Below are 26,814 nucleotides of genomic sequence, written 5' to 3'. Positions count from 1 at the left end.
CGCCCTCAGCGAACTCCGGATGCGGAGTGGAACAAACCCATGGCACTCGGGGTTGACTGGGCATCGCTCAACTTTGAAAGGGTCGAACACGTGACTACACCACAGAACCTGCCGGTGCTGTTCCTGACCGATCCGATCGTGCTGCCGGGCATGGTCGTGCCCATCGAACTGGACGAATCGGCGCAGGCCGCCATCGACGCCGCGCGTGCGGCGAAAACCGAGGCCGTGTTGCTGGCACCGCGACTGACCGAGGGCTACGCGTCCTTCGGCGTGGTCGCCACCATCGAACAGGTCGGACGGATGCGCGGCGGCGCGCCCGCGGCGGTATTGAAGGCCGAACGGCGCGCGAAGATCGGACACGGGGTGACCGGACCCGGCGCGGCGCTATGGGTCGAGGCCGAGCCGGTCGACGCGCCCGCAGCCGATGGGCGCACCAAAGAGCTTGCCGCCGAATACAAGAAGCTGGCCGTCTCGGTGCTACAGCGCCGTGAGGCATGGCAGATCATCGACGCGGTCAATCAGCTGGCCGATCCGTCGGCGATCGCCGACACCGCGGGCTACGCGCCATACCTGACCAACGACCAGAAGCGTGAACTGCTCGAAACTCCCGATGCCACACAGCGATTGACCACGTTGATCGAATGGACCAAGGTGCATATCGCCGAGGCCGAGGTCACCGAGAAGATCAGTGATGACGTGCGCGAGGGCCTGGAGAAGAGTCAGCGCGAGTTCCTGCTGCGCCAGCAGCTCAACGCGATCCGCAAGGAACTCGGCGAGGACGAGCCCGATGGCGCCGATGACTACCGCAGTCGCGTCGAGCTGGCGGACCTGCCCGACGAGGTGCGCGCGGAGGCATTGCGCGAGGTCGGCAGGCTGGAGCGGGCCAGTGACCAGAGCCCGGAATCCGGCTGGATCCGGACCTGGCTCGACACCGTCCTCGAGCTGCCATGGACGGTGAAAACCACTGATAGAACGGATGTTTCGGCCGCACGCGCGGTGTTGGACGCCGATCACCACGGTCTCGACGAGGTGAAAGACCGCATGGTCGAGTACCTGGCCGTGCGTTCGCGCCGCGCCTCGCGTGGTCTCGACGTTGTCGGCGGACGTGGCTCCGGCGCGGTGTTGGCGCTGGTCGGACCGCCCGGTGTCGGCAAGACCTCGTTGGGCGAATCCGTGGCACGGGCCATGGGCCGCGAGTTCGTTCGTGTCGCCCTTGGCGGCGTGCGCGACGAGGCCGAGATCCGTGGTCACCGGCGCACTTACGTGGGCGCGCTGCCCGGCCGGATCGTCCGTGCGATCAAGGAGGCGGGATCTATGAATCCCGTTGTCCTGCTTGACGAGATCGATAAGGTCGGTTCGGACTTCCGTGGCGACCCGGCCGCGGCGCTGCTCGAGGTGCTGGATCCGGCGCAGAACCACACGTTCCGCGATCACTACCTGGATCTGGATCTGGACCTGTCCGACGTGCTGTTCATAGCGACGGCCAATGTCATGGAGACCATCCCCGGCCCGCTGCTGGACCGGATGGAACTGATCACCGTCGACGGCTACACCGAGGATGACAAGGTCGATATCGCCCGCGACTTCCTGGTGCCGCGCCAGCTGGAACGCAACGCGCTGACCACCGACGAGGTGACCATCACCGACGCGGCACTGCGTGAGATCGCCGCGAACTACACCCGAGAAGCCGGAGTGCGGCAGCTGGAGCGCCTGATCGCAAAGGCGTTGCGTAAGGCGGCGACTCGACTGTCGGAAAATGTAATCGGTTCGGCCGCTGCCGAATCCGATGCGGTAGTGACCGATTTCGGCTACGGAACCGAACTAGGTTACGACGCACTGGTGCCGGACGGAACCGCCGTGGTCACAGTGGCCAAGGAGTCGCTGACGATCGACCTGGGGGATCTGAAGGAATACCTGGGCCGTCCCCGCTTCACCCCCGACTCGGTGGAACGCACCGCGGTCGCGGGTGTGGCGACCGGACTCGCGGTCACCGGACTCGGTGGCGATGTGCTCTACATCGAGGCCAATGCCGCCGATGGTGAGCGTTCGCTGACGCTGACCGGCCAACTGGGTGACGTCATGAAGGAGTCGGCGCAGATCGCGTTGACCTACGTGCGATCGCACCTGGAGGAGATCGGCATCGAACCGTCGGTGCTGGATCGCAATATCCACGTGCACTTCCCGGCGGGCGCGGTGCCCAAGGACGGTCCTTCGGCGGGTGTCACCATGGTCACCGCGCTGGTGTCGCTGGCGTTGGGCCGGCAGGTCCGCGCGGACGTCGGCATGACCGGTGAGGTCACGCTGAACGGCAGGGTACTGCCGATCGGTGGCGTCAAGCAGAAGCTGCTCGCCGCCCAGCGCGCCGGCCTGAAGACGGTGTTCATTCCGGCCCGCAACGAGCCGGACCTGGACGACGTCCCGGCAGAAGTGCTGGCCGCCTTGAATGTTCGCCCCGTCGCCGATGTGGCCGACATCCTGGCCTACGCCATCGAGCCGGTCGCCGAACCGGCAGCCGACAGCAGGGTTTTCGCGGCTAGCGCCTGACCCGGTGCACGGGCCGTGCATGGAAACATGCACGGCCCGTTTACAATTCGGCACCAAAATCTCTGCATAGGCCGGTCGATCCCGCGCGGACAAGCGATGAAACTCAACACGCGTGACTAATTCGGCTGGGGCACCGCAGTATTAGGGTTCGAGTGCGATGAGTCGCGGTACCCGCGCGACTCATCGCTAGTGGTCAGTCCCTTTCGATGCGATCGCGTTCGACGGTCCTGGCCGTGCCCTGGGCGATCGCGCACAGCACTGGTTCGGTGTCGTCGCTCTCGGCGTAGATCGAGCAGCTGACGACGGCCTGGCGTCGCGTCGCGCCGGTGACGGCCGCCTCGGCGCGCAATCGGGCGCCGTCGGCCGGGCGCAGATAGGTGATGGTGAAACCGCCGGTGAGGACGTTCGCGCCGAGCGAGGTTCCGGCGGCGAAGGTCAACGCGTTGTCGGCGAGGTAGGACAGTACGCCGCCGTGCACGAATCCGAACTGCTGCCTGAGTTCCGGGCGAATGGGGACTACCAGTGTCGCCGCCCCGTCGCCGAACGCGGTGATTTCGGTGCCGACGAGTTGGGCGAATGGCTGGCGGCGAGTACCTGTTCAGCGAGTCCGAGATCGAGGGCGAATGTCTCGGTGGTCATAGGGCTCCTCCGTGGTTCGTGATTCGTAGCGTTGTCCAAGCCGTAGTGTCCTAGGCCGCCGGGCGCGGGCGGCGAAGTATCCACGCCAAGAACGATCGCCTTGGCGGGCGTGGATATCCGGCCACGATCACGCCGGAACCGATCTCCCCGTCGACTCGGATCAGTGTCGAGCCTGGTAACGGCGGTTCGGTCACCTTGTTCTGCACGGCGCCACTGCCGGTGCGCACTCGATCGAGATCGACCCGCCAGCCGTGCGGCACGAGCAACCGGATGGCGCCCGACCGCACCGCCGCGTGCACCACCACCTCGCGATGCGTGCACAGCGCCTGAGTGAAGTCGATGGTGATTGTGCCGGAACTACATTCGGCCGTGAGTTCGGGCGGGACGATCCAATGACCACTCTTATCCCGTGACCCGCTGCCGGTGCGGAGTTCGATCGGCTCGCGCGCCGCGGCGGCCACCGGCAGGTCGGCTGTTACGGCCACTAACTCGGTCGAGGTCTGCGCGGCGTAGACCGAGGCGAGTCGTTTGTCCAGCTCCATCAGGTCGAGCTGGCCCTCGTCCATGGCGATCCGCAGCTGGCGCGCCGCGATCTCCCGGTCCGTGTCGCCGATCCGAACCTCGGGCAGCGCGGGCAGGTTCTCCTGTGCGTCGGTCATCGGATTGTTTCCCTTGCTCGTGTGCCAGCGATCCTACGACGGACCCGCGCTGGAGTACCGTCCGAACTCACCAACCATGAGCTGATATCGCACGTACGACACTTCGGAGCGTCGGCCGCCGCAGGTAGCGCTGGCAGACTGGAGACGCGGAGAGGCGGGTGGCGCGGATGGCCAGGTGGCTGTTGCATGTCGATCTCGACCAGTTCCAGGCGGCGGTCGAGTTCCGTCGCCATCCCGAGTTGCGTGGGCTGCCGGTCATCGTCGGCGGCAATGGTGACCCGACCGAGCCGCGCAAGGTGGTGACGTGTGCGTCCTATCCGGCCCGCGCGTTCGGGGTGCGTGCGGGCATGGCGTTGCGCAGCGCGCAGCGCAAATGCCCCGAAGGGGTGTTCCTGCCGCTGGATATGGCCACCTATGAGGAGGCATCGGACGAGGTCATGTCGCTATTGCGGACCTTCCCCGGCCGCGTCGAGGTTTGGGGTTGGGATGAGGCATTCCTCGCTGCCGACACCGACGATCCCGCCGCTCTTGCTCGCGAGATACGCAGTGCTATCGCCGAATTGGATCTCGGCTGCTCGGTTGGGATCGGCGACAACAAGCTCACCGCCAAACTCGCCACCGGATTCGCCAAATCAACCGGCAAGTCGTCAGCGGCACCGGATGTGGGCGCGGGTGCGGCTGAAGGCGTCTTCCGGCTCACGGCCGAGAACTGGACCGAGGTGATGGCGCATCGGCCGACGAATGCGCTGTGGGGCATCGGAAGCCGGATCGCCGCACGCCTGGCCGAGCTGGGGATCGAGACGGTCGCCGACCTGATGGCCGCCGATCGCCAGCGCCTCGCCGCCGAATTCGGCCCGAACACCGGCCCCTATCTGTGGGTCCTCGGCCACGGCAAAGGCGATACCGATGTCACGACCGAGCCGCGAATTCCGGTGGGCCGCAGCAAATCCGAGACGTTTCCGCGTGATCTCACCGATCCCGGGGAGATCCGCACCCAGGTCGCGCGGCTGGCCACCGAGGTCGCCGAGGAAATGGCCGCCGCGGGCCGCATCAGCGTCCGCGTCTCGGTCACCGTCCGCACCAACACCTTCTACACTCGAAGCAAGCAGGAAAAACTCCCCGAACCAGCCACCGACATCGTCCCGATCGTGGAAACGGCCCTGCGGATCATCGACCGTTTCGACCTCGAGCGCCCGGTGCGCCTACTGGGAGTCCGCCTCGAATTGGTCCCGGAGTGAGCCGTCTTTCGACTACCCGTGCCGGCCGCATCAGCGCATTGCGCTGTCATCGGCAAGGGCTGTCATCCGCAGTTTCGCGAATCGGTCGGTAGCTCGCCACGGCTTCTGGCCCGGCGCGCACCGACCCTCGTAAGCTTTCCACATGGAGTTCTGGGCGATGGTCGCAAGCGAATCGGACAGTGGGATCGTCTTGGCGCGGCAGCAGATCAGCGAGGAGTTCCTCGGGCCGGGCACCGTGACGATCAAGGTGCACTACTCGAGCGCGAACTATAAGGACGCGTTGGCCATCACCCCGGGCGCGGGTGTGGTCCGCAAGTACCCGATTGTGCCGGGTATCGACCTCACCGGTGAGGTCGTCGCGTCGGAGGACGAAGACTTCGTCCCCGGCGATCTGGTGGTCGCGCACGGCTATGACATCGGCGTCTCACATAACGGCGGTTTCGCCGAATACGCCAGAGTCCCCGCCGAATGGGTGGTCAAGCTCGATGGGCTGAGCCCTGGCGACGCCGCCGCCCTCGGTACGGCCGGTTTCACTGCCGCGCTGAGCGTGCAGTCGTTGCTCGACCGTGGCCTCACCCCCGATGACGGCCCCGTGCTGGTCACCGGCGCGACCGGCGGGGTTGGCAGCGTCAGCATCGACATCCTCTCCGGGCTCGGGTTCGAGGTGATCGCCTCGACCGGAAAAACCGACGCGGGCGATCTACTCGCCGAACTCGGCGCGAACGAGGTGATCGGCCGGCTACCCGGTGACGCCAAGGTCCGACCGCTGTCCAAGGCTCAGTGGGCCGCCGCCGTCGACAGTGTTGGTGGCGAATCCCTCGCCTACATCCTCAGCTCCATCGGCTACGGCGGCGCGGTCGCCGTCAGCGGCCTGACCGGCGGCACTGCCCTGCCTGCCACCGTCTTGCCGTTCATCCTGCGCGGCGTGGCCCTACTCGGCATCGACTCCGTCAGTATCGCAATCGAAAAGCGCCGCGACTTCTGGGCGAAGCTCGGCAAAGAACTACGCCCCCAACATCTTTCGACAATCGAACACTTCTCCCCCATCACCGACGCCGGTAAGGTCCTGCACGCCATCCAACACGGAACCCACTCTGGTCGCACAGTTTTCGGTGTCGCGGGTGAATTCTGATCTCGGGCAAGACAGCCTGTGACGACACAGCGGCAACCCCGGCTGGCCCTATGCGTCCGGCTGTGCCCGTCCGTATCAGCCCGCATCTGCGATCACCTTCCGCTGGCTGCCAGGGTCGACTCAGGCAACCCGGGAAGGCGTACCGGCCGTGGATGTGGCTTGGGTGCGGGGACGTCGGCGCGAGTGAAGTGGACTGTCACGTCGACGCCTTCATGTCGGCTGCCATGGATTGACGAGGTCAATTCCGGTCTTCTCGAAGTCCTTCGTATTTCGGGTGGCCAGTACGGCGTTGCGGGTGTGGCAGATCGCCGCTATCTGCCCGTCGAAGATGCTGATCGGCCGCCCGATTTGCTCGCGGTCCGCCATGATCAGCGCATACTGTGCCGCCGCATGAACATCGAAAACCTCGATACGGCCACGTAGGTCCTTATTGATCATGCCGTCGATGACATACGCGAGGTCGGACTTTTGCCGCCCGTCGCGAAGGCGTGCGGCGCCGTACCAGAGTTCCGCAGCGCACACCGCCGTCGTCGCGAGTTCGTCGGTGGGCAACGAATCGACCCACGCGGTGACGTTCGGATTCGGTTGCGGCCGAAGCAGTTCCGATAACACGTTCGTGTCGAGGATGATCACCCGCCGAACTCCACCGGACGGGCGTACTCGTTGCGCGGGGGTAGTTCGAGTTCGAAACCGCCGACCGCGGCGGCTCGCGCATGGATACGGCTACCGAGCCCGCCTGGCTCGACCGGATTGGTGAGCTGTTCCCGCAGGATCTCCCGTACCTCGGCCTCCATCGACCTGCCGTTATGTGCCGCTCGTACCCGTAGCCGGGCGTGTAGGTCGTCATCTAATCCGCGCACCGTCAGTGTCGCCACCGCAAGAACCTCCATAGCCATGCCCCATGCCCCCATCCATCAGCCGATGCATTCAATGCTGTCAATGCTAGCGCCATTCCGGCCACCGGGCCAGGCCGGATACGGGCGGTCATGCACGGTTGACTCAGGCAAGTCGGGAGGGTGGACAGGCTGCGGATGTGGTCTGGATGTCGGTGCGAGTGAAATGGTGGCTTTGTAGTTAGGAATGAGCCACCACTTCGCTCACGCCGATCGGGATTGCCTCCGAGGGGCATAGATGTATCAAGCTGGCTACTTGATGGTTGCCGGTCTAATGCGACACGACCGGCGATCGGCTCTCGTCTCTACTGGTGTCCGAATTCTCCTGCACGGGTGTGGGTTACGAAGGCGGACCACTCTCCTGGGGTGAAGACTAGAGCCGGGCTGGTGGGGTTTTTGGAGTCGCGGACGCCGACGTGTCCGCCGTTGAGGAAGGCCACCTCTACGCACTCCGAGCCGCCCTGGCTTCGGCTGCTCTTGAACCACTCAGCGTCAGCAAGGTTCACGTTCACAATTGATACTCCTTCGCTATCTTCCTCAGCAGCGCTCTGCTCTCTGCATCGCCCAGCGCGGCATCGTGTAAAGCCGCCGATACCGCACGATAGCGGGCGACGTCTCCGTGCTTCTCGAGGTAGATGTTTGCGGTGACCACACTCTCGACGTAGACCACGGTTGGTTCCACTGGTCGCCCTTTGCCGTCGATTCCGAAATTCAGGATCACGAAGGGCCCTGGCAACAGCCCCATCGGCATGCCCGCTGAGAACGGCAACAGCCGCACGGAGACATTCGGCCACGTGCTGGCATCGGCCAGATGACGCAATTGGATGGCCATGATCCGGGGGCTACCCACTGCGCGATGTAGAGCGGATTCGTGCAGAACCACGTTGAGTGTGACCGGCTCGGTCTTCCGTTTGATGATGGATTGCCGCTTCATTCGAAGTTTGACTCGGCGGTCTATCTCTCGATCCGTCTCCTCCGTGAAGTACATGCCGATCATGGTTCGGGCATAGTCCTCGGTCTGGAGCAACCCAGGCACCAGCTCTTGATACGAAAAAAGTTGCTGGGCAGCTGCTTCGAGGCCGACATAGTTGTCGAAGTTGTCGGGTAGCAGATCGTTGTACTCAGCGTGCCAGCTCTTGACCGCAGCCTGCGCGGCAAGGAGCCGAACCGCCTCGGTCTCCTCAGCGGACCGTTCGTAAATCTCACACAAGTGCGCAATAATGCGAACCCGTACCTTTGCGGCCTGGCCCTTTTCGAGCCGATGCAACGTAGTCGTGCCCACTTCGACCAGCCGCGCCGCTTTGGCCAGTGTCAGGCCCATTTCATCTCGGTACTGCCGTAACTGCCGCCCCAACTGTCGTCGGGGCAGTGTGCTGTCTTCGTCAGCCATCTCGTTTCCTTCGTAGACGGAACATAGCGACGGCAGGGAGCGAAACCAGTTTTACACGGTTCGCGGAACGTTGTCTGGCGAAATAGAAGATCTCACACGGGATTCCGCGTCATCGTTGTGCCTGGTCAGGGCCGGTGGTGTCGTTATTGGCGCGCGGCATTGCGGTGCGGCAGGGAGCAAACCCACCAGCGGTGGGCCGCAAGTACCGGGTGTCGCGCACTCAACTTCGAACGCTAGAGAAACGGGGAGGACCCATGTCGAGTCCAGAACTGCCGCAACGAATACCGGACGGGCTCGGTGTCCCGGGGCCCTTCCCGCCGCTGCAAGTCGATGTCGTGTGCGCGGTCACGGCCGGGTTGCGCGCGTGGGCGCTGAGCGAAGCCGAACGATCTTCCGGGTGCCGGGGTGTCCAGCCCTCCGGCACCGGGAAGTTCCACCGACAGGGATCACAATGAGCCGATATACGTTGCGCACCACTGAAACCCGAGACGGGAAGCTGGCCCAGTGGCGCTTGGTCGACCGTAACGTCCGGGTGGTGCGGCTGCGAATAGCGACCGACTCGTCTCAGGCCTACCAATACCCGGGAAGGCCGCTCCCGACCGCCCAACCGGGCTCGGTGTTCTTCGACGACGAGCGCCTCCCGGACCTGGCCCAGGTCCGCGAGTGGTTCCCCAAACACGAAACCCTGTGGAACGCGGTCCGCGAGGAATACTGGGCAGCGCTATTGAATATGGCCGATCTACCCGCTGACGCCGAGAGATGACGTTGGTGAATCTGGGTGCGACCGACTCGAAGGCACGGCAGCGCCGCCGTGTCTTCGAGCGCGTCGGGATCCTTGACCTTGGGTGCGGTACGTTCGCACACATGCGGACTTCGAACGGCAGTGTGCGGTGGAAACGTGGGATCAGTGGCCTGGTGTTGGCCGGTGCGGTAGTCGCGGGTGTGCTGTCCGGGCCGGTAGCCACGGCTTCGGCCGACAATGGTCAGGTCGTCACCGGTGCGGACATCGCGTCACCGGTCGCGAATGACGGTTGCACGTTCTCTTCGGTCGGCGGTTCGTGCTCCGATCCGGGGCCGGTTGGCGGAGCATTGATCGCCTTCCGGAATTGGCTCGTGAGCCTGGGGTACGGGACCGGGAGTTCGTCGGGGTCCGCCTACTTCTTCTGACGCTCGTGGCGGCTGGATGATCATGCGGCAGTGGTGACGGGCTCGTCCGCGAACTGCGTGCGATACAGCTCCGCGTAGCGCCCATCGGCATCGAGTAGCTCAGTATGGGTGCCGCGCTCCACAATTCGGCCGTCCTCCAACACCAAGATCTGGTCGGCGGCGCGAACCGTGGACAGGCGGTGGGCGATCACCAGGGCGGTACGACCGTCCAGCGCCTCGGAAAGTGCCTCCTGGACAGCGGCTTCCGAGGTCGAGTCGAGCGATGCGGTCGCCTCGTCCAGGATCACCACCCTCGGTTGCTTCAGCAGTAGGCGCGCGATGGTGAGCCGTTGGCGCTCGCCGCCGGAGAGGCGGTAGCCGCGTTCGCCGACCACGGTGTCGAGACCGTCTTGCAGCGACGTCACCAGGTTGCCCAACCGCGCCCGCTCCAACGCGTCCCACAGCTCGTCCTGCGTGGCTTCGGGCCTGGCCAGCAGCAGATTCGCGCGAATCGTGTCGTGGAAGAGGTGTCCGTCCTGGGTGACCAGGCCGACGGTGTCGCGGATCGAGGTGGTGGTCAGGTCGCGCACATCGGTCCCGTTGAGGCGTACCGCGCCACCATCCACGTCATAGAGGCGGGAAACCAGCTGTGCGATTGTCGATTTGCCGGCACCCGACGAACCGACCAGCGCGACGAGTTGACCGGGCTCGGCCCGCAGCGACACATTGTGCAGCACCTCGACGCCACCGCGAGTATCCAGCGTCGCGACAGCCTCCAGGGAGGCCAGCGACACCTTGTCGGCCGAAGGGTAGCCGAAGGTGACATCGTCCAGTTCGACCGCGACCGGCCCCGCGGGCACAGCGACCGCGTCGGGCGCGTCCTCGATCAGCGGTTTCAGGTCGAGCACCTCGAACACCCGCTCGAAGCTCACCAGCGCCGACATGATCTCCATCCGGGCGCTGGCCAGCGCGGTCAGCGGTGTGTAGAGCCTGGTCAGCAGCAGTGAAAGCGATACGACCGAGCCCGCGTCCAGTTGCCCGCGCAGCGCATACCAGCCGCCGAGCCCGTAGACCAGCGCGAGCGCCAGCGCCGAAACCAGGGTGAGCGAGGTGACGAAGACGGTTTGGAGCATCGCAGTGCGCACCCCGATGTCACGCACCCGCCGTGCCCGCAGCTCGAACTCGTCGGACTCCTGTCGCGGACGGCCGAACAGTTTCACCAACGTCGCACCCGGCGCGGAGAATCGCTCCGTCATCTGGGTGCTCATGGCCGCATTGAGTCCGGCGGCTTCGCGTTGCAGAGCCGCGAGCCGATTGCCCATACGCCGCGCGGGAAAAACGAACACCGGCAGCAGTACCAGCGCGAGCAGCGTGATCTGCCAGGAGATACGCACCATTACCGCGAGTGTCAGCACGAGGGTCACCAGGTTGGTCACCACTCCCGACAGGGTGTCGCTGAATGCGCGTTGTGCGCCGATCACATCGCTGTTCAGTCGGCTGACCAGCGCGCCGGTCCTGGTTCGTGTGAAGAACGCCACCGGCATCTTCTGCACATGGTCGAACACGGCTGTGCGCAGATCCAGGATCAGCCCCTCACCGATCCGCGACGACAGCCATCGCACCACCACCCCTAGCGCCGCGTCCGCGATCGCGAGACCGCCGATAATGAGCGCGAGGATGACAACGGTACGTGGTGCCGAACCGCCGACGATGTCATTGACCACCCGCCCGGCCAGCACCGGCGTCGCCACCGCCAGCAGCGCCGACATCACGCTGAACAGCAGGAACGCGCCGATCCGGCGCCGATGCGGCCCGGCGAACCGCAGGATCCGCTTGGCTGTCGCCAGCCGGAACGGCCGCTGCTCCTCCGGCGCGTTCGCCCGCCGGTACATCTGGCTGTAAGCCACCGATTCGATGCTCACGTACACACTCCCTCTCGCTCCCCGCCCATCCAACTCCAGGCCACCGACACTAAGACCTCAACAATGGTTGAGAGCAAGTCGATTTCATCCCCACCACCGGATTCCGCGCCCAGCGAAATCAACTCCTCGATCAGCACGCGAGCGGGCTGGGTTCGCGCCAACTCCTCGTCTGCCCTCCGATCCCACTAGCGTCGTCGCTATGTCGGACACCGCCGACAAACCTCGACGCACACCCTTCGGATTCGAGGATGTTCACATCGAGCTCGAGTGGCACAACGGCTCACGTATGGGACTCGCGACCCTGCAAACCCCGAGCGATGCGGCATCAACTGCGTAACCACAGGTAATCGTGGTATTCAGCGAGGTCGGCGCACTGGCGAAGATTGGTGGACCTAGGCTGGCGGTGTGACCGACGACCGGATCGCGAAGGCGCTGCGCGGCAGGATCGCGGGTGAGGTGGACGCGTCCGAGCGCGCTCGTGCCGAGTATTCCTCGGATGCGTCGAACTATCGTGTGCGACCAGCCGTGGTCGTGTTTCCCCGCGTCGAAGAGGACGTGGCCGCGACCCTCGGATTCGCCAGGGACAATGGACTTTCGGTGACCGCCCGAGGTGGCGGAACGTCGGTGGCGGGCAATGCGATCGGTCCCGGCATTGTGTTGGATTTCAGCAGACACATGAACGCCGTGCTGGACCTTGATCCGCAGCAGCGATCAGCGCGGGTGCAGCCCGGTGTCGTGCTATCGGAGCTGCAAACGTTGGCGCGTCCACACCGATTGCGATTCGGGCCCGATCCCTCGACACAGAATCGGTGCACGCTCGGTGGGATGATCGGCAACAATGCGTGCGGACCGCATGCCGTCGCATGGGGCCGCACCTCGGATAATGTGCGCGAACTGCGAATACTCGACGGCGCGGGTGCCGAGCGGCTGCTCGCCAACGATCCGTCCGTAGTGCCCGGGCTCGCCGAGTTCACCAGGACGAATCTCGCGGTGTTTCGCACCGATCTGGGCCGCTTCGATCGGCAAGCCTCCGGGTATGGGCTCGAACATCTACTGCCCGAGCATGGTTCGTCGATAGCGAAGGCCTTCGTCGGTACCGAGGGGACCTGCGGTGTGCTGCTGGAGGCGACGGTAGAGCTGGTCACATTGCCGCAGGCAACGGTGCTGACTGTGTTGGGGTATCCCGATATCGCAACCGCCGCGGACGATGTCGCTGCCGTAATGGCGGGTAGTCCGATCGCGGTGGAAGGCATCGACGCACAGCTCGTCGACATCGTTCGCACCCACCGCGGCGCTGTGCCCGACTTACCGCGCGGCGGCGGATGGCTTTTCGTGGAAACCGCGGGCGAAACCACGGATGAGGCGTATGCTGCCGCCGAAATGCTGTGCCGATCGGCCGGTGCGCTCGACTCGCGGATTGTCACCGATTCGAGTGCGGCAGCGGCACTTTGGCGAATACGCGCCGACGGCGCAGGTCTGGCGGGGCGCACCCCCGATGGGCACCCCGCTTGGCCCGGTTGGGAAGACGCCGCTGTACCGCCGCGGCATCTCGGCGCGTACCTGCGCGACTTCACCGATCTGACTCGCGACCATCATGTCCAGGGCCTGCTCTACGGCCATATCGGCGACGGCTGTATCCACGTCCGTCTCGACCTGCCGATTGCCGATGCGCCGCAACGCTTTCGAGCGTTCCTATTCGAGGCGGCCGAACTCGTGGTTCGCTACGGCGGCTCACTGTCGGGTGAACACGGTGACGGCCGGGCTCGCTCGGAACTGCTCTCGATCATGTACTCGCCGGCCGTGCTCGACGTATTCACCGGCTACAAGGCGCTTTTCGATCCCGGCAACGTGTTGAACCCGGGTGTTCTCGTAGCGCCACGCCCCGTCGACACCGACCTGCGTTTGGCCGAACTCCCCACGATCGGCGATGCGACGGGTTTCGCCTACCCCGACGACAGCGGCGAAATCGGCACCGCCGTGCACCGTTGCGTTGGAATCGGCAAGTGTCGCGCGGATACTCGCGCCACCGGCGGATTTATGTGCCCGTCTTTTCTGGCGACCGCCGAGGAAAAAGACAGCACCCGCGGCCGTGCTCGAGTGCTGCAGGAGGTGGTGCGTGGCGCGCTGCCCTGGTCGAGCCCCGCTGTCGCCGAATCGCTGGACCTGTGCCTGTCCTGCAAGGCGTGCCGCTCCGACTGCCCGGCCGGGGTCGATATGGCGACCTACAAATCCGAAGCCCTCTACCAGCGCTATCGCCATCGTGTCCGCCCAATCGACCACTACGTACTCGGCTGGTTACCACGCTGGCTATCACCCGCCACTCGAATACCACGAATCATCAACGCACTCGCCGACATTCGATGGCTTCGCCGAACCAGCCTGCGCGCCGCAGGCATCGACCCCCGCCGCGACCTGCCCCGACTCGCCGACCGCAGCTTCCGCCGCAGCTGGCGCGACGCGCAAATCGAAGCACGGCGGGTCGAAATCCCGTCGCGGGTGTCGGGCAACGAATCACTGCCGGCCGACGCTGTGCCGAGTGTCGAGCCCCGCAGCGGTGCCGCCGCGCCGGAAGTGATGCTGTGGATCGATACGTTCACCGACGCGTTCGCGCCCGAGATCGCGCTTGCCGCAGTGCGACTCGTGGAATCGCTCGGCTATCGAGTTCGAATACCGGCGCGGCGAGTGTGCTGCGGGCTGAGCTGGATCAGCACCGGTCAGCTCGACGGCGCCCGAGCGCGCTTGCGTGCGGCATTGACCGAGCTGGATGAGCATGTGCGCGGCGGGGGCGTGGTTGTCGGTCTCGAACCGTCGTGCACTGCCGTGCTGCGCTCGGACCTGCCTGAACTGCTACCCGACGATCCCCGTTCGGCACCGACGGCCGCCGCGATCCGCACCTTGGCCGAGTTTCTCGCCGAGCATCCGCAGTGGACTCCGCCGCGACGAGTGGGCCGGTCGGTTGTGGTGCAACCGCATTGTCATCAGCATGCGATTCTCGGATTCGATGCGGATCGCCAGATATTTGCCCGTATGGGAATAGACGTGACAGAGGTTGCCGGCTGTTGCGGTCTGGCCGGAAATTTCGGAATGCAATCCGGCCATTACGACATTTCGGTCGCGGTCGCCGAGAATGGCCTTTTGCCCGCATTGCGAGACGCGGCCGACGATTCGATCTTGATCGCCGACGGCTTCTCGTGTCGCACCCAGGCTGCACAACTCGCCGACTGGAAAAGCGTGCACATGGCCCAATTCCTCATGGGCGAGTGAGGCTTTCGCGCACTCGCCGCGGCAGTGGCGGCGAGCGCGCAACGCGCGTCAGCTGCCGAAAGGCAGCGTGCCGGGCGGAATCTGGTAGCCCGAGCTACCCGCGGAAACGCCACCCCAGGCATTGAGCAACCAGTTGAGCACATCGGTGATCATTCGAAATCCTCCATCGTGGCATCTGCTGACCATTTGCTGATCGGCATAGATATCGTCCTCCTCAATCGCCGCGTTACCAAACACCGCCAGAATGTGACATTCCACGTATTATCGCGGGACATTTCCGGCACTTGTCACAATCAAGGCAGGGCTCGGTCACCACTACGAAAACGCGCGCGGCGTGCCCGCGCCGGTCGGGTCATGAGCACATGCCCACCAGGTGCGCTGAACTGGAAGGGCGCTGACCAGAACGTGCGTTGTGTACCGCAGCAGACCTGCGTCCAGCGGGCGGGTCGGCAATACAAGTCAAGGCTCCACCCGACCGCCGGAATTTCGCGACGCGCACAATGAACCGGTGCGCAGACAGATGGCCGAATCGGGAGTGAGCCCGACCGGGCTGACCCGGACGGTGAGGTCGGATCACCCGATCGATCTCGCGCACACCGTCGCGCCACTGTCGCGCGGGCGCGGGGACCCGTGCCATCACGTGACAGCCGACGGCGCGCAATGGCACGCCTCGCGCATGCCGACCGGCCCGGTCACCTACCGGCTCGTCCAGTCGGGCGACCGCTCGGTACAGGGTCGAGCATGGGGGCAAGGTGCGGACGAGTTCCTCGATGGACTGCACCACATGCTGTGTCTGGACGAGGATATGTCCGATTTCGTACCTGAACACCCCAAGATCGCCGAGGCGCATCGCCGCTTCCCCGGACTCCGAATGCTATGCACCGGCCTGGTGTTCGAAGCCCTGGTGCCGGCGGTGCTGGAACAGAAGGTGCACACCGCTTCCGCCTTCGCCTCGTGGCGAAAGCTGGTGTGCCAGTACGGAACCCCCGCGCCCGGTCCTGCGCCGGATGGCATGATGCTGCCGCCCGACGCGGACACCTGGCGTCGCATTCCGTCGTGGGCCTTCCACCGCGCGAACGTCGGCCCGCAACGTTCCCAAACCATCGTTCGTGCCGCCCGGTTGGCGGATGCGCTGGAGCGGGCGAGCGCGCACAACCCCGCCGAGGCGGCCTGTCGACTGCGAACGGTTCCCGGCATCGGTATCTGGACCGTCGCCGAGATCGCGCAACGGGCCTTCGGTGACGCGGACGCACTATCGGTAGGAGACTTCCATCTCGCCGCGATCGTCGGCTGGACCCTGCTCGGTCACTCGATCGATGACGACGCCATGGTCGAATACCTGGAACCTCTGCGCCCGCACCGCTACCGAGCCATTCGGCTGTTGGAGATCAGCGGCCAGGCGCGCAAGCCGAAGTTCGGCCCGCGCACACCACTCACCGACCACACCTGGCATTGAGCTGCGGCTACCGGTTGCGCCTATGAGCGACGATGCCAATCGGACGCCACGCGGATTCAGGGCCGGCTCAACATGGCAGCGCGCGATCGTCCAGCACGCACTTGCCCTCTTCCACCAGCGTGGTCCTGGCCCGGCGGCGGACCCGGCAGTGATCAACCGTGCACTCAATGTGCAATTGCATTGCGGCGTGGGCCTGTTCGGTTGTCATGATGCCCGGATCGCGGCCACAGACCAGCAGTCCGGCGGCATGCATATTCAGATTGGGCAGTTGCATCACGCGACCCCAACCCGGCGTCGGTCGGCGCGGGGCCGGCGCGAAGCTCGAGTAGTGGCCGGGCGCTCGTTCCACGGCGATTGCCGAACGGCCATGCCGACTGCTTCGAGTGCGGTGAGACCGACCTCGTCGGCTAGTTCGCCGACGGCGTCGAGAAGCGTTGGCACAACTTCAGCTACCCGCAGTGCGGCAACGGCTTGCGCGCAGGTAAGGGTGCGTCCGGGCAGATAGGACACCACCCATCCCCGCGCACCGACGCTGCGCGCTCGATGCGGGGTCAAATCGCTGGTCATCAAGGACGACGCTATGACGTGTACAGCCATGACTCCTCGTTCCTACGTGCGATTCAGTTTGCGCGCCCGAAGGTTTCGCAGAAGGAGGGAAAAGGGGGTCCGCTCGGCTCCAGGCACACTTCCAGCACACCACTTGGGCAAGCGCCCAGCGACGTCCTTGGTGGATATCTAAAAATTTCGGGCGAATTCCCAGCACGACATCCAGCAGGGAGGGCAGGATTGTCCATAGTGGACGAAAGATCCCTCTGCCCAAGCAAAGTCACGGGGAAACGAGCTTGTGGGATTGCCCTGGACCGTCTTTGCGGAGCATCCGAGCGATCAAACGCGGAACGGAGCGTGCTGTGTCATCGAGTTCGGCAGGAGCGTCAACCGATAGTGCTTCATCCACCCTGCCCAGACGGCAGCTGGGCAGATACCTACGTGATTGGCGCACCCAGGCGGGCCTCACCATAGCCGAGGCATCCAAGCTCATGGAGTGGGGCGCGAGTACGTTGCAGCGCTTGGAGAAAGGCCAGGCCGATCGCATTCGCACCATCGACATTCAAGAGCTGTGCCGCATCTACGGCATTCCTGATGGGCTCGCCGACGGTCTCAAGGGCCTGGCTCAGCAGGCGGCGGTCAAAAGTTGGTGGCATGCCTACGGCGATCTCATACCCGAAAACTTCGACGTGTACGTCGGTTTGGAGGCATCGGCCAAACAACTCACCTCCTACCAGTCCGAGCTGGTGCTCGGGCTTTTACAGACCGCCGAGTACGCCTCGGCACTCAATCGGCTGGGCTACCCGGCCGATTCCGACGCGGAACTACAGCGGCGCGTGCAACTGCGGCTGCAACGACAGGCATTGATCACCCGAAGGGTCGCGCCGGCCACGGTCGATGTGGTGCTGCACGAATCGGTCCTGCGCCGGGTGGTCGGTGGCGCCAAAGTAATGGCGACGCAGCTACGTCATCTTGCCGATTTGAGTACCTGTAACAATGTTTCGCTGCGTATCCTGCCGTTCGCGGCCGGTGTCCCGCTCGGAGTTTCCACCGGACCGTTCACGGTTCTGGAGTTCGGAACCGATGGCAAGGGCCAGCCGATCGAACCGCCGGTGGTGTACGCGGAGGGTTTCACCGGGGATCTCTACCTCGAGCGACATGCTGATGTGCGGCGGTACGATCGGGCCTACGAGTGCCTCCAGCGCAGCGCGCTGGAAATTCAATCCAGTAGAGACCTGTTGCGACAGGTAGCGAAGGAGTATGTGGCATGAGTACGGATCTGGTTGGCGCGCAATGGTTCAAGGACACGCGCGGCGGTGCCGGTAAGGACTGCGTAGAAGTCGCATTCCTCGGCAGCGGCCAGGTCGGCGTTCGAGGCAGCAAGAACCCCGGTGGTGGTGCCCTGGTGTTCGACACCGGAGAATGACAGCTTCACCGCAAGCGTGACCAGTGGCGAGTTCTGAAGGAGTCCGAATCGTGAGCATCAATAGCGGCGCGAACGTCGATCTGACCGGGGCGGTCTGGCGCAAGGCCGGCGAGGGCCCCGGCAAGGACAGCGTGGAGGTAGCGCTGCTGGCGGATGGGCATGTCGGCCTACGCGACGGCAAGAACCCTGACGGCGATGTATTGATCTTCACCCCCGGTGAATGGGCCGCCTTCACCGCGGGCGTGCATGACGGCGAGTTCGATCGCCCGGAGTAGCCAGGCGGGCCCGGCGTACGGGTTCTTCGCCGGGCCGCGTCGAACCTAGTTGGTCACGAAATGGCAGAGTTTCGGCAACGAACTGTGTTTGCCTCGACCAAATACCGGGTAGATAACAACTTGTGGACCGTGGGATCAAAAATACCCACCCCCGGTACAAGAGGTTGCAGCCGGGGGATTGGGTGGAATGGCTGATCGTTGCGCTGCTTTTCGTAGTGTCAGCGGTAGGAGTTTTCGTCCTCACCGGATCGTTGCTGTCGGCACTTTTTGTCGGTGTGCTGGTGTGGGTTGTCGCTATCGGGGTAGTTGCCATGTTGTAGGGGTGCCGACCGGCCGGTGTGACCCCGGCCGGCGGTCACGGCAAGGACTGCGTGTGCGAACAGCTCAGCGTCGGAAGAGCTTGTTGCCCAACCACACCAGCGGGTCGTACTTCTTATCTGCCACTCGTTCCTTCATCGGAATCAGGGCATTGTCGGTGATCTTGATGTGTTCCGGGCACACCTCGGTGCAGCATTTGGTGATGTTGCACAGCCCGAGGCCCTGCTCGTCCTGAGCGAGATCGCGCCGATCGGCCACATCGAGCGGATGCATTTCCAGCTCGGCGATTCGCATCAGGAAGCGTGGGCCCGCGAAGGACGACTTGTTCTCCTCGTGGTCGCGGACGACGTGACAGGTGTCCTGACAGAGGAAGCATTCGATGCACTTGCGGAACTCCTGCGAGCGCTCCACATCGACCTGCTTCATCCGGTAGTCACCGGGCTTCAGATCCGCCGGAGGCGTGAAAGACGGTATTTCCCTGGCCTTCTGGTAGTTGAAGGACACGTCGGTCACCAGATCCCTGATCACCGGGAAGGCCCGCATCGGCGTGACGGTGATCAGTTCTTCGGGCTGGAATGTCGACATCCGGGTCATGCACAACAGTCGTGGTCGCCCATTGACCTCGGCCGAGCAGGAACCGCACTTGCCCGCCTTGCAATTCCATCGCACCGCGAGATCGGGCGCCTGGGTGGCCTGTAGCCGGTGGATGATGTCGAGCACCACCTCGCCCTCGTGCACCGTCACGGTGAAGTCCTGTAGCTCGCCACCGTCGTTGTCGCCGCGCCAGACACGGAATTTGGCGTCGTAATCCATTGCTACGCCCCGTCTTTCGTAGCCGAAGCCGAACCGCTCGGATGGTCGGCGATATCGGCTGAGTTGTAATACTTTTCGAGCTCGGCCAGATCGAAAAGCGCGAGCAGGTCATCGCGCATCGGGACCTGGTCCTCAGGCATGACGACCACTGCCGGGACGGCCTCGCTCGCGTCGGCGGGGTCGATCGAACAAACCAGCAGCTTGTTCCGCCAGTCCGCGTCCATGGTCGGATGGTCTTCGCGGGTATGCCCGCCCCGGCTCTCGGTGCGCAATAGCGCCGCCTGAGCGACACATTCGCTGACCAGCAACATGTTTCGCAGATCGAGCGCGAGATGCCAGCCGGGATTGAACTGCCGGTGTCCCTCCACCAATACCCCGGCGAAGCGGGTACGTAGCTCGCCGAGTCGCTCGATGGCCTGCTGGAGTTCGTGTTCCCTGCGGATGATCCCGACCAGATCGTTCATCGCCTGCTGGAGATCGGTATGCAAGGTGTAGGGGTTCTCCCCCGCGCCCTCGGTGGGCGGGTCGAACGGTGCCACAGCGGCTTTCGATGCCGCTGTGAGATCCGCGTCGGCCACCACCGGCCGCCCGCTCAGTTGCTCGACATAGGTCGCCGCGCCAAGTCCGGCGCGGCGACCGAATACGAGCAGGTCCGACAGCGAGTTACCACCGAGCCGGTTCGAGCCGTGCATGCCACCCGAACACTCGCCCGCCGCGAACAGGCCCGGCACCGTCGCGGCGCCGGTATCCGGGTCGACCTCGATCCCGCCCATCACGTAGTGGCACGTCGGTCCGACCTCCATCGGTTCCTTCGTAATATCCACGTCTGCGAGCTCTTTGAACTGATGGTGCATAGATGGCAGTCGCCGCCGGATTTCCTCGGCGGGCAGCCGCGAGGCGATATCGAGGAATACGCCGCCGTGCTCGGTGCCGCGGCCGGCCTTCACCTCCGAGTTGATCGCGCGGGCTACCTCGTCGCGGGGTAGCAGATCGGGCGTGCGCCGCGCGGAATCGTTGTCGCGCAACCACTGATCGGCTTCTTCCTCGGTTTCGGCATACTGCCCTTTGAAGACCGGGGGGATGTAATCGAACATGAAACGGTCGCCCTCGGAGTTCTTCAGCACCCCACCGTCGCCGCGCACGCCCTCGGTGACCAGGATGCCCTTCACGCTCGGCGGCCAGACCATGCCGGTCGGGTGGAACTGCAGGAACTCCATATTGATCAGCGTCGCGCCCGCCCGCAGCGCCAGCGCGTGTCCGTCGCCGGTGTACTCCCAGGAATTCGACGTCACCTTGTAGGACTTGCCGATTCCGCCGGTCGCGAGCACCACTGCGGGCGCCTCGAACAGCACGAACCGCCCGGATTCACGCCAGTATCCGAAGGCTCCGGCGATCCGGTCGCCATCCTTGAGTAACTCCGTGATGGTGCATTCGTGGAAGACCTTGATGCGGGCCTCGTAATCGCCCGACTCCGCGAAATCCTCCTGCTGCAGCGACACGATCTTCTGCTGCATGGTTCGAATGAGTTCCAATCCGGTGCGGTCACCGACATGCGCCAACCGTGGGTAGGTGTGACCACCGAAGTTGCGCTGGCTGATTCGGCCATCGGGAGTCCGATCGAACAGCGCTCCGTAGGTTTCCAGTTCCCACACCCGGTCGGGTGCCTCCTGGGCGTGTAGTTCGGCCATGCGCCAGTTGTTGAGGAACTTGCCACCGCGCATGGTGTCCTTGAAATGGGTTTGCCAGTTGTCCTTTTCGTTGGCATTGCCCATCGAGGCCGCGCAACCGCCTTCGGCCATCACGGTGTGCGCCTTGCCGAACAATGACTTGCACACCACCGCGACGGATAGGCCGTGTTCTCGCGCTTCGATTACCGCGCGCAGTCCGGCGCCGCCGGCACCGATAACGACGACGTCGTAGTTGTGCCGTTCCACTTCTGGCATGGCCGCGAATACTCCTTCAGTTGATGAACCGCAGGTCCGAAATCGTCTCGCTGGCAACCAACATCACATAGAAGTCGGTCAACACCAGGGTGCCGAGAGTTGTCCAGGCCAGCGCCATATGGCGGGTGTTCAGCTTGGAGACCTGGGTCCAGAACCAGTAACGCACCGGATGCGCGGAGAAATGCTTCAGCCGTCCGCCCGCGATATGCCTGCAGGAATGGCACGACACTGTGTATGCCCAGAGCAGGATGACGTTGATCAGCAACACGATATTGCCGAGGCCGAATCCGAAACCGCCGGTCTTGCCATGGAAGGCAATCACCGCGTCATAGGTATTGATCAGCGAAACGACAATGGCCACATAGAAGAAGTAGCGGTGCACGTTCTGGATGATCAGTGGCAACCGGGTCTCACCGGTGTACTTGGCGTGCGGCTCGGCGACGGCACAGGCAGGCGGCGAGAACCACACCGCGCGGTAATACGCCTTGCGGTAGTAATAGCAGGTCAAGCGGAAGCCGAGCAGGAACGGCAGCACCACGAAACCAAGCGGCAAAATCACGGGTAGATCGCCGAACGGCGTACCGAAATGGCTCGAACCCTCAACGCACGAGGTGCTCAGGCACGGCGAATAGAACGGCGTCAGGTAGTGGTAGTCCGGAACCCAATATGCCGTTCGCACATACGATCTGGTGGTCGCGTAGATAACGAACGCGGCCAGGCCGAGCGCTGTGGTGAGTGGTGGCACCCACCATCGATCGGTGCGTAGCGTGCGCTGCGAGATTCGAGCCCTGGTCTTGCTGAAGACGCCCGTTTCCGTTTCCGGGGTGGCGGTCGGTGCGGCACTCACAGGTGGATGCCTCGCTGATCTGCTGTGCGGGTGGTCATCATTACCTCCGCAATCGAATGTGATGCTGAGCACCATACGACACGGCGGCTACCTGGTGAGCGCGGTCCCGGCGATCCCGACCCGCCGTAATGTCAGTGATTTACGCCACATTGATCGGCGAGCCGGCGAATTCTGCGCGGGCAGTGAACAGACCGCTACCGATCGAACTCGACTCGAACGGAACGCGGTTCCCGGCGCTCTGGCCGACCGCCGCTGCGGCAGGGCTCCAGGCGGTGATCACCGCGGCGATGATGCCGCGAACGGTGCGGCCGAAATGGGTAGTGACGGGAGGTGTGGCGTCGTCGCGACCGGCATATGAGCGCACCGTAACGGCGCGGTGTGCTTGGTCGTCGCCGAGGATCGGCCCGAAGGGCTCGGCCCGGCGCCCATGGCATATCTGGTGGTCTGGGCCTCGCCAGATGTGATTGCGGAACAGCGACTCTCGGTGCGGCTCCGGTCTGCGGATCATGACCACGAAGCTGCACGAACGTGCTCGCGCCAACGGCACCTTCGCGCGCGCTTCGACGGTGTCGGTCCGAGCCGTCGCCCGGGGCGGCACCGCGCTCGAGCGCTACTTCGTGCGGGGCCGGGAGTGGAAGCCGAGACCTTCGTCCTGCGCGCCCATCCAGGCGGCCTCATCGGACTTGCTGTCGGGGACATAGATGGTGTCCTCGGGGCGGCGGGTGAGTTCCGGCGGCGGTGACTGCTCGAGTTCGTCGGCATCGATGGCGAGCCGCTCGAGGTCGTTCTCCAGCCGTCGCACGGTGTTTGCGTCGCCGTAGTGAGAGCGCAGTGCGCCGATGGATTGCCGGAGCTGGGCGACGGCGTAGCGGAGTTCCGCAATATCGCTGCGTGTCATCGTTACCTCCTGGGTTCCTTGGCGGACAAACGAACTCGGTGGACAGCGGTTATCCAGGGTCTGCCTCGGAATGTGCTGCACCAAGCTGTGTGACTCACCACACAACGTGATCTCTAACACATTACGTGAGGAATTGCGTTTTGGCTCGTGTAAGTCGATTTGCGCGGTTTGCTTGAATGTTGCCTAAATGGGTTGCCTGAGAGGCTCAGCTGACAGCGGCGTACGTCGGTCCTTGGTCTTGGGTAGACGCGGCGACTCGGTCGACCAGCCCGACGATGGACATCGCCACCTCCTCTGCGCGCTCCAGAATCACGCTGTGCCCCGCGCCCTCGACGCGAACCAACTCCGACCCCGCCAACTGCGACGCGAGTACCACCGAGTGTGCGAACGGAACCACGATGTCGGCGGACCCGGCGAGCACGAGTGCGGGAATTGTGCCGAGTCGACGCAGCGTCGCGGTCTCGTCGAACGCGACCAGTGAGGTGAGGAAGCTCGACATGGTGAGCAACGGCGTGTCGTTGAGCATCGCGGTGGCTACTGCGACCATCCGCGGATTGACCTTCCGGGTACCGAAATTCGCCTCCCGAATGATCGGCTCACATATCCGGCGCGACAGTCGCTTGGACACCCGCATGACCCGCGGCGCTCGCGTCACCGCGATCTGTAGCGAGCTCACGGCCCGCCGGTGCAGGAATCGGCCGAGTCCCACCTCGGTGATCCCATTGGCCGCGCCCGCGATCAGGCCGACTCCCGCGATGCGGGTGCCGACCGCGTTGGGGAACAACCGGGCGTAGGCGAGGGTGACCATGGCGCCCATCGAATGTCCGACCAGGATGATCGGCCCGGTCGGGACCACCGCGCGCAGCACCGCGTCGAGGTCGTGGCCGAGTTGGTCGATGGTGTAGCTGGACGGATCGGCCAGCCCCGATTCGCCGTGGCCGCGGTGGTCGTAGAAGACCATCCGGGTTTCGGATCCCCACTGACGTAACAGCTGGTCGCGCAGGAACGTCCACGATTCGGTGCGTAGGCAGTGCCCGTGCACGAACACGACGGTCACCGGCGCGTTATCGGCCCCGAAGGTGCGGACCGAGATCGGGATGCCGTCGTCGGCCGACACGGTGACACGGTGACCGTCATTATCGGCGGCGAAGCAAGCGATAGTCGTCGACATGAAGTCCTCCTTGGGTCATCTGGTCACCCGTGGGCGGAGCGTTCTTGCCCGGTTGTCGGTAGTAGTTTCCGGGACGTTAACCGGCTATACCTGCCGTTATGTACAAGTTGTCCAACTGATGCCGTGCAGCGTCCTTGTCGTCGCTCCTGCCGTCTTGCCAGGTGAATCTATGGATCCCTAGCCCAGACGCTAGACATCCATAGATAGCGATGATCGGCAGCCTTGGTTGCCAAGTATCTGCCGATCGATCGAATTTACTAGAGTCTCCTAGATTTCACTCCCGACTTGCGTGCGCGTCGAAGGGAGGAACGGTCGCAGTAGGTTCGCCTCGGTCGATGGCCCAATCTGCCATTCCGCGATCCACGGACCGGTGCCTTCGCTCGGATCCAGCACGCCGCCCTCCAGCCAGGCGTAGCGGCTGTCGAGGACGCCGCGTGCCAGGGCGCGATCGTCGTCGTCGGTGTTGTCCCACAGCGCGTCGAACAGCCTGCGCACCCGGATACGTGATTGCCTGCAGAAGGTGTCGGCAAGTTCCTCGGCCGCCTCGGCCTCCGGCGCGTCCGCGACGCGTGCGGCCTGGGCCCGCACACAGGCCGCCGACATTGCGAACAGCTCGGCGCCGATATCGACGACCCGTCCGAGGAAGCTCTGCCGGTACTCCAGGCCCGCCTGCCAGCGACCCATCGCATACATCAACGACCTGGCCTGCTTGCGTGAACTGCGCTCGATGAACCGCAGATGCCTTGCCAGCGGACCGAATTCGGCGTAGGTCGCCGGGGTCGTGCCCGCGCCGACCGCGAGCTGCGGGAACCATTTGGCGTAGAACCCGGCCGCACCGACGGCGGCCTTGGCCTTGGCCTTGAATTCGGCATTGCGATCGACCAGCGCGCCCGCGGCGGACATATGTGCGTCGGCCATCTCCCTGGCGATCAGCAGTCGCATGATTTCGCTTGAACCTTCGAAAATGCGGTTGATCCGCAAATCACGCAGCACTTGCTCGGCGCCGACCGCGCGTTCGCCACGCGCTTGCAGCGAGGCCGCCGTCTCGTAGCCGCGACCGCCGCGGATCTGCACCAGCTCGTCGGCGATCTGGCAGCTCATCTCGCTGGCCCAGAGTTTTGTCAGCGCCGCTTCGATGCGGATGTCATTACGATCCTCGTCGCACATCGTCGCCGACAGATCAAGGGCCGCCTCCAGTGCGAAGGTGGTGGCGGCGATGAAGGAGATTTTCGATGCGACAGCGGCGTGCTCGCCGACCGGCCTGCCCCACTGCACCCGCTGCGTGCTCCACTCCCTGACGATCTTCAATGACCACTTCGCCGTCGCCGTACACAGCGCCGGTATGGCGAGGCGGCCTGCGTTCAGCGTGGTGAGCGCGATCTTCAGGCCGTCACCCTCGCGGCCGATGAGATTGCGCTTGGGAACGCGGACGTTGTGCATCCGGGTCACGCCGTTCTCGATACCGCGCAGGCCCATGAACGAATTTCGTCGCTCTACGGTGATACCCGGCGAATCGGCCTCGACGACGAACGCCGAAATACCGCCGCGATGGCCCTCGCTCTTGGGCACCCGCGCCATCACCACCAGCAATTCGGCGACAACACCGTTGGTCGTCCATAGCTTGACGCCATTGAGTTCGTAGGCCTCGCCGTCCTCGGTCGGGGTGGCGGAACTGGCCATCCTGGCGGGGTCGGAGCCGACGTCGGGCTCGGTGAGTAGGAACGCGCTGACCGCGCCAGCGGCGCAGCGGGGCAGGAACTCGGCCTTCTGCTCGGCGGTGCCCGCGAGCTTCAGCGGTTCGGGCACGCCGATGGACTGATGCGCCGAGAGCAGCACGCCCAGGCTGGGGTGTGCCGAGCCGACCAGCATCAGTGCCCGGTTGTAACCGGATTGGGAAAGGCCTTGTCCACCATAGGGTTCCGGAATCTTGAGACCGAAGCAACCGAGCTCTGCGAGGCCCTGGACGCACTCGTCCGGGATTCGCGCATTCGCCTCGATGACGCTCCCATCGATCGATTCACAGAACGGCCGGATGCGGTTGAGGTATGCCTCGGTGCGCGCGGCATCCTCCGGTCCGGGCTGCGGGTAGGGGTGGATCAAATCGAGCCGGAACCGCCCGAGAAACATCTCCTTGGCGAATGATGGTTTGGCCCAACTGGTTTCGCGGGATTCCTCGACCAGGGCGCGGGCTTGTTCTTCGGTGGCGTCGACTTTCGCGGTAGTCGCCATGATGTCCTCCTCGGACGTGATCGCGATCACATTCGAGTGTAGGAACTTTTGTTACCCACCGGTAG

At 64.4% G+C, this 26,814-nt stretch carries 27 protein-coding genes and 1 pseudogene; 12 read left to right on the top strand and 16 right to left on the bottom strand.

Annotated features, from left to right (window positions below; all coding sequences use genetic code 11):
- The first annotated feature begins 90 nt into the window (after positions 1-90).
- The gene (lon, locus tag LKE06_RS06610) at positions 91-2,544 is read left to right on the top strand and encodes an endopeptidase La (RefSeq protein WP_308188309.1); all 2,454 of its coding nucleotides are present in this window, start codon (positions 91-93) and stop codon (positions 2,542-2,544) included.
- Between the two features lie 193 nt (positions 2,545-2,737).
- Here lon and LKE06_RS06605 read toward each other — a convergent pair.
- Positions 2,738-3,183 (bottom strand): annotated as a pseudogene (locus LKE06_RS06605) (PaaI family thioesterase).
- Between the two features lie 50 nt (positions 3,184-3,233).
- Positions 3,234-3,842, bottom strand: a complete 609-nt coding sequence (locus tag LKE06_RS06600) for a DUF1707 SHOCT-like domain-containing protein (protein WP_227997736.1) — start codon at positions 3,840-3,842, stop codon at positions 3,234-3,236.
- A 167-nt stretch (positions 3,843-4,009) separates the two neighbouring features.
- On the opposite strand from LKE06_RS06600, the gene LKE06_RS06595 reads away from it, so the two are divergent.
- Together LKE06_RS06595 and LKE06_RS06590 are read left to right on the top strand one after the other, a co-directional pair.
- A complete protein-coding gene (locus tag LKE06_RS06595) occupies positions 4,010-5,080 on the top strand; it encodes a DNA polymerase IV (RefSeq protein ID WP_227997735.1) in 1,071 nt (356 codons plus the stop codon).
- 142 nt (positions 5,081-5,222) lie between these two features.
- A complete protein-coding gene (locus LKE06_RS06590; RefSeq protein ID WP_227997734.1) occupies positions 5,223-6,212 on the top strand; it encodes an oxidoreductase in 990 nt (329 codons plus the stop codon).
- Positions 6,213-6,422: 210 nt separating this feature from the next.
- Here LKE06_RS06590 and LKE06_RS06585 read toward each other — a convergent pair whose 3' ends face one another.
- From LKE06_RS06585 to LKE06_RS06570, 4 genes are all read right to left on the bottom strand, one after another.
- Entirely contained in the window at positions 6,423-6,845 is a 423-nt protein-coding gene (locus LKE06_RS06585) for a type II toxin-antitoxin system VapC family toxin (protein ID WP_227997733.1), read from the bottom strand.
- Positions 6,842-7,108 carry a FitA-like ribbon-helix-helix domain-containing protein gene (locus LKE06_RS06580; protein ID WP_227997732.1) on the bottom strand — a complete coding sequence of 89 codons (267 nt, stop codon included), beginning with the start codon at positions 7,106-7,108 and terminating at the stop codon, positions 6,842-6,844. Before LKE06_RS06580 ends, LKE06_RS06585 begins: the two co-directional genes overlap by 4 nt.
- Before the next feature lie 302 nt (positions 7,109-7,410).
- Complete coding sequence (locus LKE06_RS06575; protein WP_372477350.1) at positions 7,411-7,611, bottom strand: DUF397 domain-containing protein; 201 nt, start codon at positions 7,609-7,611, stop codon at positions 7,411-7,413.
- Positions 7,612-7,613: 2 nt separating this feature from the next.
- A complete protein-coding gene (locus LKE06_RS06570; RefSeq protein ID WP_227997730.1) occupies positions 7,614-8,495 on the bottom strand; it encodes a helix-turn-helix domain-containing protein in 882 nt (293 codons plus the stop codon).
- Between the two features lie 254 nt (positions 8,496-8,749).
- Between LKE06_RS06570 and LKE06_RS06565 the strand changes: the two genes are divergently transcribed.
- From LKE06_RS06565 to LKE06_RS06555, 3 genes are all read left to right on the top strand, one after another.
- Entirely contained in the window at positions 8,750-8,950 is a 201-nt protein-coding gene (locus tag LKE06_RS06565; protein ID WP_227997729.1) for a hypothetical protein, read from the top strand.
- The gene (locus LKE06_RS06560) at positions 8,947-9,258 is read left to right on the top strand and encodes a hypothetical protein (protein WP_227997728.1); all 312 of its coding nucleotides are present in this window, start codon (positions 8,947-8,949) and stop codon (positions 9,256-9,258) included. The genes LKE06_RS06565 and LKE06_RS06560 overlap by 4 nt, the downstream gene beginning before the upstream one ends.
- A gap of 101 nt (positions 9,259-9,359) precedes the next feature.
- Positions 9,360-9,662: a hypothetical protein gene (locus LKE06_RS06555; protein ID WP_227997727.1), complete on the top strand. Its 303-nt coding sequence runs from the start codon at positions 9,360-9,362 to the stop codon at positions 9,660-9,662.
- Between the two features lie 20 nt (positions 9,663-9,682).
- Here the strand turns inward: LKE06_RS06555 and LKE06_RS06550 are convergent, their stop codons facing one another.
- The gene (locus tag LKE06_RS06550) at positions 9,683-11,533 is read right to left on the bottom strand and encodes an ABC transporter ATP-binding protein (RefSeq protein ID WP_255648881.1); all 1,851 of its coding nucleotides are present in this window, start codon (positions 11,531-11,533) and stop codon (positions 9,683-9,685) included.
- A 435-nt stretch (positions 11,534-11,968) separates the two neighbouring features.
- Here LKE06_RS06550 and LKE06_RS06545 point away from each other — a divergent pair, with 435 nt between their 5' ends.
- Together LKE06_RS06545 and LKE06_RS06540 are read left to right on the top strand one after the other, a co-directional pair.
- Positions 11,969-14,827 (top strand): FAD-binding and (Fe-S)-binding domain-containing protein, encoded by a 2,859-nt coding sequence (locus tag LKE06_RS06545; RefSeq protein WP_227997725.1) that lies wholly within the window; start codon positions 11,969-11,971, stop codon positions 14,825-14,827.
- 520 nt (positions 14,828-15,347) lie between these two features.
- Positions 15,348-16,283 carry a DNA-3-methyladenine glycosylase family protein gene (locus LKE06_RS06540; RefSeq protein ID WP_227999303.1) on the top strand — a complete coding sequence of 312 codons (936 nt, stop codon included), beginning with the start codon at positions 15,348-15,350 and terminating at the stop codon, positions 16,281-16,283.
- A gap of 67 nt (positions 16,284-16,350) precedes the next feature.
- Here the strand turns inward: LKE06_RS06540 and LKE06_RS06535 are convergent, their stop codons facing one another.
- Positions 16,351-16,557: a hypothetical protein gene (locus LKE06_RS06535; protein WP_227997724.1), complete on the bottom strand. Its 207-nt coding sequence runs from the start codon at positions 16,555-16,557 to the stop codon at positions 16,351-16,353.
- Entirely contained in the window at positions 16,557-16,850 is a 294-nt protein-coding gene (locus LKE06_RS06530) for a hypothetical protein (protein WP_308188307.1), read from the bottom strand. The genes LKE06_RS06535 and LKE06_RS06530 overlap by 1 nt, the downstream gene beginning before the upstream one ends.
- 341 nt (positions 16,851-17,191) lie before the next feature.
- Here LKE06_RS06530 and LKE06_RS06525 point away from each other — a divergent pair, with 341 nt between their 5' ends.
- The 4 genes from LKE06_RS06525 to LKE06_RS06510 all read left to right on the top strand — a co-directional run bounded on the left by LKE06_RS06525 (position 17,192) and on the right by LKE06_RS06510 (position 18,850).
- Positions 17,192-18,100 (top strand): helix-turn-helix domain-containing protein, encoded by a 909-nt coding sequence (locus LKE06_RS06525; protein WP_227997722.1) that lies wholly within the window; start codon positions 17,192-17,194, stop codon positions 18,098-18,100.
- Positions 18,097-18,255, top strand: coding sequence for a DUF397 domain-containing protein (locus tag LKE06_RS06520; protein WP_308188306.1), 159 nt, complete (start codon positions 18,097-18,099; stop codon positions 18,253-18,255). Before LKE06_RS06525 ends, LKE06_RS06520 begins: the two co-directional genes overlap by 4 nt.
- 50 nt (positions 18,256-18,305) lie before the next feature.
- Positions 18,306-18,530 (top strand): DUF397 domain-containing protein, encoded by a 225-nt coding sequence (locus tag LKE06_RS06515; RefSeq protein ID WP_227997721.1) that lies wholly within the window; start codon positions 18,306-18,308, stop codon positions 18,528-18,530.
- Positions 18,531-18,712: 182 nt separating this feature from the next.
- Entirely contained in the window at positions 18,713-18,850 is a 138-nt protein-coding gene (locus LKE06_RS06510) for a hypothetical protein (protein ID WP_227997720.1), read from the top strand.
- A gap of 64 nt (positions 18,851-18,914) precedes the next feature.
- On the opposite strand, the gene LKE06_RS06505 is transcribed toward LKE06_RS06510, so the two are convergent.
- The 7 genes from LKE06_RS06505 to LKE06_RS06475 form a co-directional block, all read right to left on the bottom strand.
- Positions 18,915-19,661, bottom strand: a complete 747-nt coding sequence (locus tag LKE06_RS06505) for a succinate dehydrogenase/fumarate reductase iron-sulfur subunit (protein ID WP_227997719.1) — start codon at positions 19,659-19,661, stop codon at positions 18,915-18,917.
- A gap of 2 nt (positions 19,662-19,663) precedes the next feature.
- Positions 19,664-21,604: a fumarate reductase/succinate dehydrogenase flavoprotein subunit gene (locus LKE06_RS06500; protein WP_227997718.1), complete on the bottom strand. Its 1,941-nt coding sequence runs from the start codon at positions 21,602-21,604 to the stop codon at positions 19,664-19,666.
- A gap of 16 nt (positions 21,605-21,620) precedes the next feature.
- Positions 21,621-22,451: a succinate dehydrogenase subunit SdhC gene (sdhC, locus tag LKE06_RS06495; RefSeq protein ID WP_227997717.1), complete on the bottom strand. Its 831-nt coding sequence runs from the start codon at positions 22,449-22,451 to the stop codon at positions 21,621-21,623.
- A gap of 139 nt (positions 22,452-22,590) precedes the next feature.
- The gene (locus LKE06_RS06490; RefSeq protein ID WP_227997716.1) at positions 22,591-22,959 is read right to left on the bottom strand and encodes a hypothetical protein; all 369 of its coding nucleotides are present in this window, start codon (positions 22,957-22,959) and stop codon (positions 22,591-22,593) included.
- A gap of 102 nt (positions 22,960-23,061) precedes the next feature.
- Positions 23,062-23,349, bottom strand: a complete 288-nt coding sequence (locus tag LKE06_RS06485; RefSeq protein WP_227997715.1) for an Rv0250c family protein — start codon at positions 23,347-23,349, stop codon at positions 23,062-23,064.
- A 205-nt stretch (positions 23,350-23,554) separates the two neighbouring features.
- Positions 23,555-24,520, bottom strand: a complete 966-nt coding sequence (locus LKE06_RS06480; RefSeq protein ID WP_227997714.1) for an alpha/beta fold hydrolase — start codon at positions 24,518-24,520, stop codon at positions 23,555-23,557.
- Between the two features lie 267 nt (positions 24,521-24,787).
- The gene (locus LKE06_RS06475; RefSeq protein WP_227997713.1) at positions 24,788-26,749 is read right to left on the bottom strand and encodes an acyl-CoA dehydrogenase family protein; all 1,962 of its coding nucleotides are present in this window, start codon (positions 26,747-26,749) and stop codon (positions 24,788-24,790) included.
- Between the last annotated feature and the right edge of the window lie 65 nt (positions 26,750-26,814).

This window comes from Nocardia australiensis (assembly GCF_020733705.1).
GTDB lineage: Bacteria > Actinomycetota > Actinomycetes > Mycobacteriales > Mycobacteriaceae > Nocardia > Nocardia australiensis.
The sequence above is the reverse complement of the archived record's forward strand: the minus strand, read 5'-3'. Positions and strand labels throughout refer to the sequence as shown.